This window comes from Enhygromyxa salina, from assembly GCF_000737335.2.
GTDB lineage: Bacteria > Myxococcota_A > Polyangia > Nannocystales > Nannocystaceae > Plesiocystis > Plesiocystis salina_C.
The window spans coordinates 1-5753 of sequence record NZ_JMCC02000210.1; the positions used below are offsets into that span (position 1 = coordinate 1).

Here is a 5753-nt window from a genome sequence, read left to right on the forward strand (position 1 = left end):
CTCCTCAGGTGAATTTCATCTTTTTGCTGTTTTACAGCGCTTATTCAAGGCCTAGAGCACCAAGCCCGCGGGGGCGCTATCCCAGCAGCCGGCGCCCGAGCTCGGCCGGCCATTGGCCCTGTGCCGACGCATCACCAGCGAGTTGCTCGGCGTGCTCGGCCGCCAGCACGTCGCGCAAGACGACCCGGCAGCTCAGCCCTCGCCCCCATCGCAGCCCGTGTGTTTGACGACGACGACGGGGTCGTCGAAGGTGAACACCACCGGGCCAAAGCCCGTGAACGGTTTCAACGGCTCGTCCGTGCTGCTGGCAACGCTGACGAAGCTCCCGCCAATCGCCTGCTTCTCAATCTGGAAGTGGTTGGTGTTCGGGGTGATGTCGACCGTGACCATCCGCCGCGCCGGCGAGTCTTTTTTCCAAGCTGCGAGTGTGTAGTCAGTGCCCTGGGTGCCATCAAAATCGACGGGCGTGATGCGCAGCGTGTCCGCGGAATTGTTGATCACGGTCACGCTGGTGGTCGTCGCGCCGGCCAGAAACACGAGGCTGTCCGCGCCTAGATCGGACCCGGCGCCCGCGACATTCGAGATCGACACGACGTTGGATTGGTGGGTCAGCGCCACCGTCTTCGAGGTGCCGGTGCTGGTGTCGGTCAGCGTCACGGTGGTCTCGTTGGATGGGACCTCCCACGGTCCCGCGTCGTGTTGATGGCCGCCCACCGGGTAGGTCTGACTGGCGATCGTCACGTTCGTGGGGATCCCCGAGTCGTTGCGCACCCGCATGAACCCGTTGACCGTCGCGTGGTGCCAAGTCTCCCACGGGTCGACGCTCTTGATCAGCGGTGAGGCGATGAAGCCCTGGACCTTGCTGCTGCTCGCTACGGCCGCTCCCGTGGGGCTGGTCCGGACGTCGAACGCCAGCGTGGTCGTGCCGACGGCGGCCATCGGGAGGTACATGACGCCCCCCCCAGCCATCTCGACGTTGGCCGGAGTCGGGCATAGATCTTCCCCCGCATCGGACGTTGGCGTGACGGTGACGTAGAGCGTCTCATTGGTCGTGTTTGTTAGCCTGACGTAGCCGTGGAAGTCATTGCCGTTGGTCTGCAAGGTGGCGGTGTAGGTCGTGTCAATGTGGATTGCCTGCATCTTGGGTGTCTCCTGAGGTGAGTGGGTTTGGGTGCTGTTGAATCCAAGCGTCAATTTGAGTCACGCGCGCGGTCCACTGCGATCCGAGCGAGGTGAAGGCTTCGGCCGCTGCCTGCGCCCGGCTGCGACCGGCCGCGTGCTCGCCGGCCGCGACCTCGGCCTGCGCGAGCAGCCACAGGATCTCGGCATGCTCGACCAGGTTGCCGGGGTTGGCCTCGAGGATCGCCAGCGCGCGCGCCAACAAGCTCACGGCCCGCGCGTAGTCGCCTCGCCCGAGCGCGCTCCCACCGAGCGGCTTGAGCAGCACCGCGATGTAGGGATGCGCGGGCCCGAGCTCCGGCTCGAGCAGCTCGAGCGCGGGCTGCAAGACCGCCTGCGCGCCGGCGTGATCACCAAGCTCGTACAGCGCGTCGCCAAGGTTGAGCATCGCGAGTCCTCGGTCGCGGCTCTGCGGCGGGAAGTGGCGCTCGACGATCCGCAGCGCGCGAGCAAAGGTCTCGGCCGAGGCCGCGAAGCGCTGGGCTCGATACTCGGCCGTGCCCACAGCGCTGAGCGCAGCCGCCCGCTCGGGGTGCTCGGGTCCAACGGTGGCCAGCAAGATCGCGTCGGCGGCGTTGGCATGGTCCAGCGCGAGGTCGACCTCCCCCGTGGCGTCGTACGCACCGGACAGCGCGACGTGGGCCTGCGCCACAAGCAGCCCGCGCGGACCCTGGCTGGCTGTGGCCAGACGCAGGGCTTTGTCGAGCAGTGGCAGCGCGCGCGCGTAGTCGCCGGCGTTGGACGCCGCGATCCCCTCGTCGAGCGCGGTCTCATCGGCGGCGTGCCTGGGGCTTCCACCCAGCTGCTCGAGCGCGCGGGCCCGCTCGAGCAAGGGTGAGACCGCGTCGCGGTGGCCCCGATCGTCATGCAAGTAGGCGAGCAAGCGCAAGCTGGTGGCGAGCTCCCAGCCGTAGCGAGGTCCCGCCGCCTCCCACAGCGCGACCGCCCGCTCGTAGTCGCGCTGGGCCGCGTCGAGATCGCCGCGCAGCTGGTGCAGCCGCGCGCGCTGACGAGCGAGGCGGGCGACGTCCGTGGGGCGATCACCAAGGGCCTCGACCAGCGCCGCCTGACGCTCGATCCGCCACGCGGCGGCGGCGTCGTTGAAGGTCAGCGACAGCTGGATCCTGGCGAGCCCGGCTTGGGCCTCGCGGACGCGCTCGAGGTCGCCCCGCGCGAGTCCGCGATCCATGGCCTCGCCGTACCACCGGCTCGCGGGCTCGGCCCGGCTCGCGAGGATGTTCAAGTTGCCGAGGAGCATCGCGGTCTCGCCGATCAGGGGCGCCCAACCGAGCCCGAGCGCGCGCGCGTGCAGCTGCGCGGCGCGAGCGAGGCGAGCCTCGAGCGCAGGATCCCCGATGCCAAACTGCAGGTGGTCGACATCCTGGGTCAGCGACTGGATCTCGTCCGCGAGCGCGGGCGGGGCCGTGCGATCTTCACCCAGGCTCGCCGCCGTCGCGCAGGTCTCGGGTGCCTCGATGTCGGCCAGCCAGGCGGCCAGCACGGGCGCGCTTTTCAGCTCGCCCCGCTCGATGCTCCGCACCAACGTGTCGACGCGAGACGAGCCGGCGGTCAGACAGGCCATGCGTTGCTCGTAGTCCGTGGTCGTGAGCTGCCGATCGACAAGGTGGGCCTCGCAGGTCCCGACCGCCGTCGCCTGCCACTGCCGCGCCCACGCGTCGAGCTGGGCGCCAACGCGCGCGCCCACCTCGACGCCAAACTGCTGGTCCACGGTTGCGCGCTGGGACGGCCCCCAGGTCTGCGCGATCGCTGCGCCCGCGTTCACGCAGGGATCCGGGGGCGCCGGCAGATCTTCGGCTTGCGTCTGCGCGACCACGACGCCCAGGGCCCCCGCCGTGAGTGCGGCCAAGATCGGCCCCACCCACGCCCGCCGCAACGGCGCGAGCTCGGCCAGCAGGGCGTCCATGTCGGCGAAGCGATGATCTGGCGCGCGACACAGGCCACGCGACAGCGCCCGGCGGACCCGCAGCGGCATCCGTGCGCCCTCGGGCAGCGGCACCAGCTCGCCGGGCGCCCGCTGATCGTCCGCGCGGCTGGGTCGCTCGCCGCACAGCCCCTCCCACACCGACACGCAAAACGAATACTGATCGGCGCGCGCGTCGACGGACGGCCCCTCGAGCTGCTCGGGCGCGGCGTAGGCTGGGGTCCCGACGAAGCCGGCGGTTGGGGTTGGCGATCCCGACCCGAGTGATCCGGTCGAGCCCGTCCGGGTCTGCGCGTGGGTCTGCGTCCGCGCCCAGCTCGAGTCGAGCCCATCCACGGCCCGCACCAACCCAAAGTCGACGACACGAACGCGGCCGTCGTCGGCCAGCATCACGTTGTCGGGCTTGATGTCGCGGTGGATCAGGCCGGCCGCGTGCACGGCCGCGAGCCCCCGGCCTGCGTCGATCCAGGCGGCGAGCACCGCCGACGCCGACGGCCGCTCTTCTTGGATCCACGCCCGCAACGTCCGACCGGGGACGTGCTCCATGGCGATCCAGACCCGCCGCTCGTGCTCGCCCGCGTCGAACACGGGGACCACGTTGGGGTGGGACAGCTGCGCGAGTCCCCGGGCCTCTCGCAGCAAGCGCTGCCGCGCCGACTCGTCGCCCCCTTCGTCACGCAGGAATTTGAGCGCGACCGCCCGATCGAGCCGGTCATCGTACGCGCGCCAGACCGAGCCCATGCCGCCCGACCCAAGCTCGCGCTCGAGCACGAAGCGCCCGACCCGCAAGGGGTCCATGGGCTCGCCGAGCAGGTTCGCCCGCAGACGACGGCGGGCCATCTCGACAACCAAGGACGAGTCGATCGCCTGGATCGGCGCGCGCGCGTCTTCAGCGATCGAGGCCGCGGGTCCCGAGCGCGGCGTGTGGGTCTGTTCATTCATTCGACTCAGCGGTCGTCGGGCAATCACGCGGATCGATCAAACTTTGCTGACCACGGCCCCGCCCCCGCCTTCGACCTGCCCCCGGTCTCGGGTTCTCATGCCCATCGCTCACCCCCACGCCGCCCGCAGCTCGCGGGCCCAGGTCTCGAGCCCCTGCATCGTCGACTCGAGCTGCCCAGCTTCCCGCTCGAGTTCGTCGAGCACGGCCCGCAGCTCGAACTTGGCCTTGCGCAGCCGACTTCGCGCGGTGCCCTCGGGACACGCGAGCACCTCGCCGATCTCCCTGGCCGACAGCTGCTCCCAAAAGCTCAGCTCGAGCACCAGCTGCGACTCGATCGGCAGGCGGCGCAGGGCCTCGAGCAGCACTCGTTGCTCGCGGCGCTGGGCGAGCGCGGTGCTCGGTCCGATGCCCAGATCCGCGATCGAGATCGAGCCTGAATCGCCGCTGCGCCCCCGCACGCGCACGGTCTCTTCAATCCATTGGCGCAGAACATTGCGGGCGATCCCAAACAGCCAGGTCCGCACGGTCGACTGATCCCGAAACCGCTGCGCCCCCTCGACGGCGCCCTTGAAGGTGCGCTGGGTCAGCTCCTCGGCCTCCGCGGCGCTGCCGACCTTGTTGCGAAAAAACCGGAGGATCGACGCGAAGTGGCGATCGATCAGCTGCCCGCCGGCTCGCTTGTCGCCTTCGCGCCACGCTGCCATCAAGCGCTGATCGTCGTCACTCACCGAGCGCCAGGCTACCACCAAGCCCGCGCCGGGTGGGGATTATCCCAGCAGTCGGCCCTCTGCCGTGGCTGCTCGGCCTGCTCGGCCCCCAGCAGCCGCCGCACCGCCCTCGCCGGGCGGCTCGAGCTTGGCCTGCCTGCACGACCTCGCCTCCCTAGAGCGCCAATCAGTTTGAATTCACGACGCCAGGCACATCTGGGGCCGCTCCTGCCGTTGTCGGTCGGCGCTCGCAGTATGCCGGATACAGCTTCGGCCTCCCTCCTAGGCAGGAACGGCCCCAGACGCACCTGACGACGCGACTCCAAACTGATCGGCGCTCTAGGCCGTTCAGCCTCGGGCAATGGCGTGCGACGAAGACCTGGGGATCGGCACACTCGCGGACGAACTCCGGGCTATTGCCGGCGACGAAGCGCCGGAACGCCATGCCCTCGGCTCGCACACGAACGCCGGGAGAGCCACTCGGGCCGGGATCCACAGACGGAGCTCGGCGTTGAAGAAGGCATGCGTGCCGCGAGGTAGTCCTCATCTGCCCGTGCTTGCAGGTGCGGGTGATGCGAGCGGAGAGCTGCGTGAGCCTCACGCAGGAGTTGTGTGTGTGCGGGCGGTTGTGTGCCGGGCGACGGCGTCGAGCCAGAGCTGGTGGCCCTCGTTGCGTAGGCTCGAGATCAAGCGGACAGTCCCGATTCATGCATTGACATCGCAACCCGCAATTGCAATAGTATCATATGGGTGGCAAGTGGATTCAACCAGCCGCCGAGACCAATGCGTGGTTCGCTGGATTCTGCGGCAAAGCTTGCCGATGCTAGAGCCTGCTTCGATCGATGAAGCGATCCAGTCTGGAACCATGCAAACAACAATCGCAGCCACCCTCCTCCTCAACCTCCAACAACCCATGGCGCCACCGCCCGAAGAGAGTCACGCAGTGGCAACCGTAACCTCGGACGAGAGCGCCGAGGTCCTG

4 protein-coding genes are annotated in these 5753 nt (G+C 69.2%); 1 reads left to right on the plus strand and 3 read right to left on the minus strand.

What is annotated here, in order from left to right:
- Window positions 1–192: 192 nt before the first annotated feature.
- The 3 genes from DB30_RS39990 to DB30_RS40000 all read right to left on the minus strand — a co-directional run bounded on the left by DB30_RS39990 (window position 193) and on the right by DB30_RS40000 (window position 4792).
- Window positions 193–1140, minus strand: coding sequence for a hypothetical protein (locus DB30_RS39990; RefSeq protein WP_052559312.1), 948 nt, complete (start codon window positions 1138–1140; stop codon window positions 193–195).
- Window positions 1121–4063, minus strand: coding sequence for a protein kinase domain-containing protein (locus DB30_RS39995; protein WP_052559315.1), 2943 nt, complete (start codon window positions 4061–4063; stop codon window positions 1121–1123). The genes DB30_RS39990 and DB30_RS39995 overlap by 20 nt, the downstream gene beginning before the upstream one ends.
- A 108-nt stretch (window positions 4064–4171) precedes the next feature.
- Window positions 4172–4792, minus strand: a complete 621-nt coding sequence (locus DB30_RS40000; protein ID WP_052559316.1) for an RNA polymerase sigma factor — start codon at window positions 4790–4792, stop codon at window positions 4172–4174.
- A gap of 736 nt (window positions 4793–5528) precedes the next feature.
- On the opposite strand from DB30_RS40000, the gene DB30_RS42060 reads away from it, so the two are divergent.
- Window positions 5529–5753: hypothetical protein (locus DB30_RS42060; protein WP_205633189.1), on the plus strand; the 225-nt coding region annotated here is incomplete at its 3' end.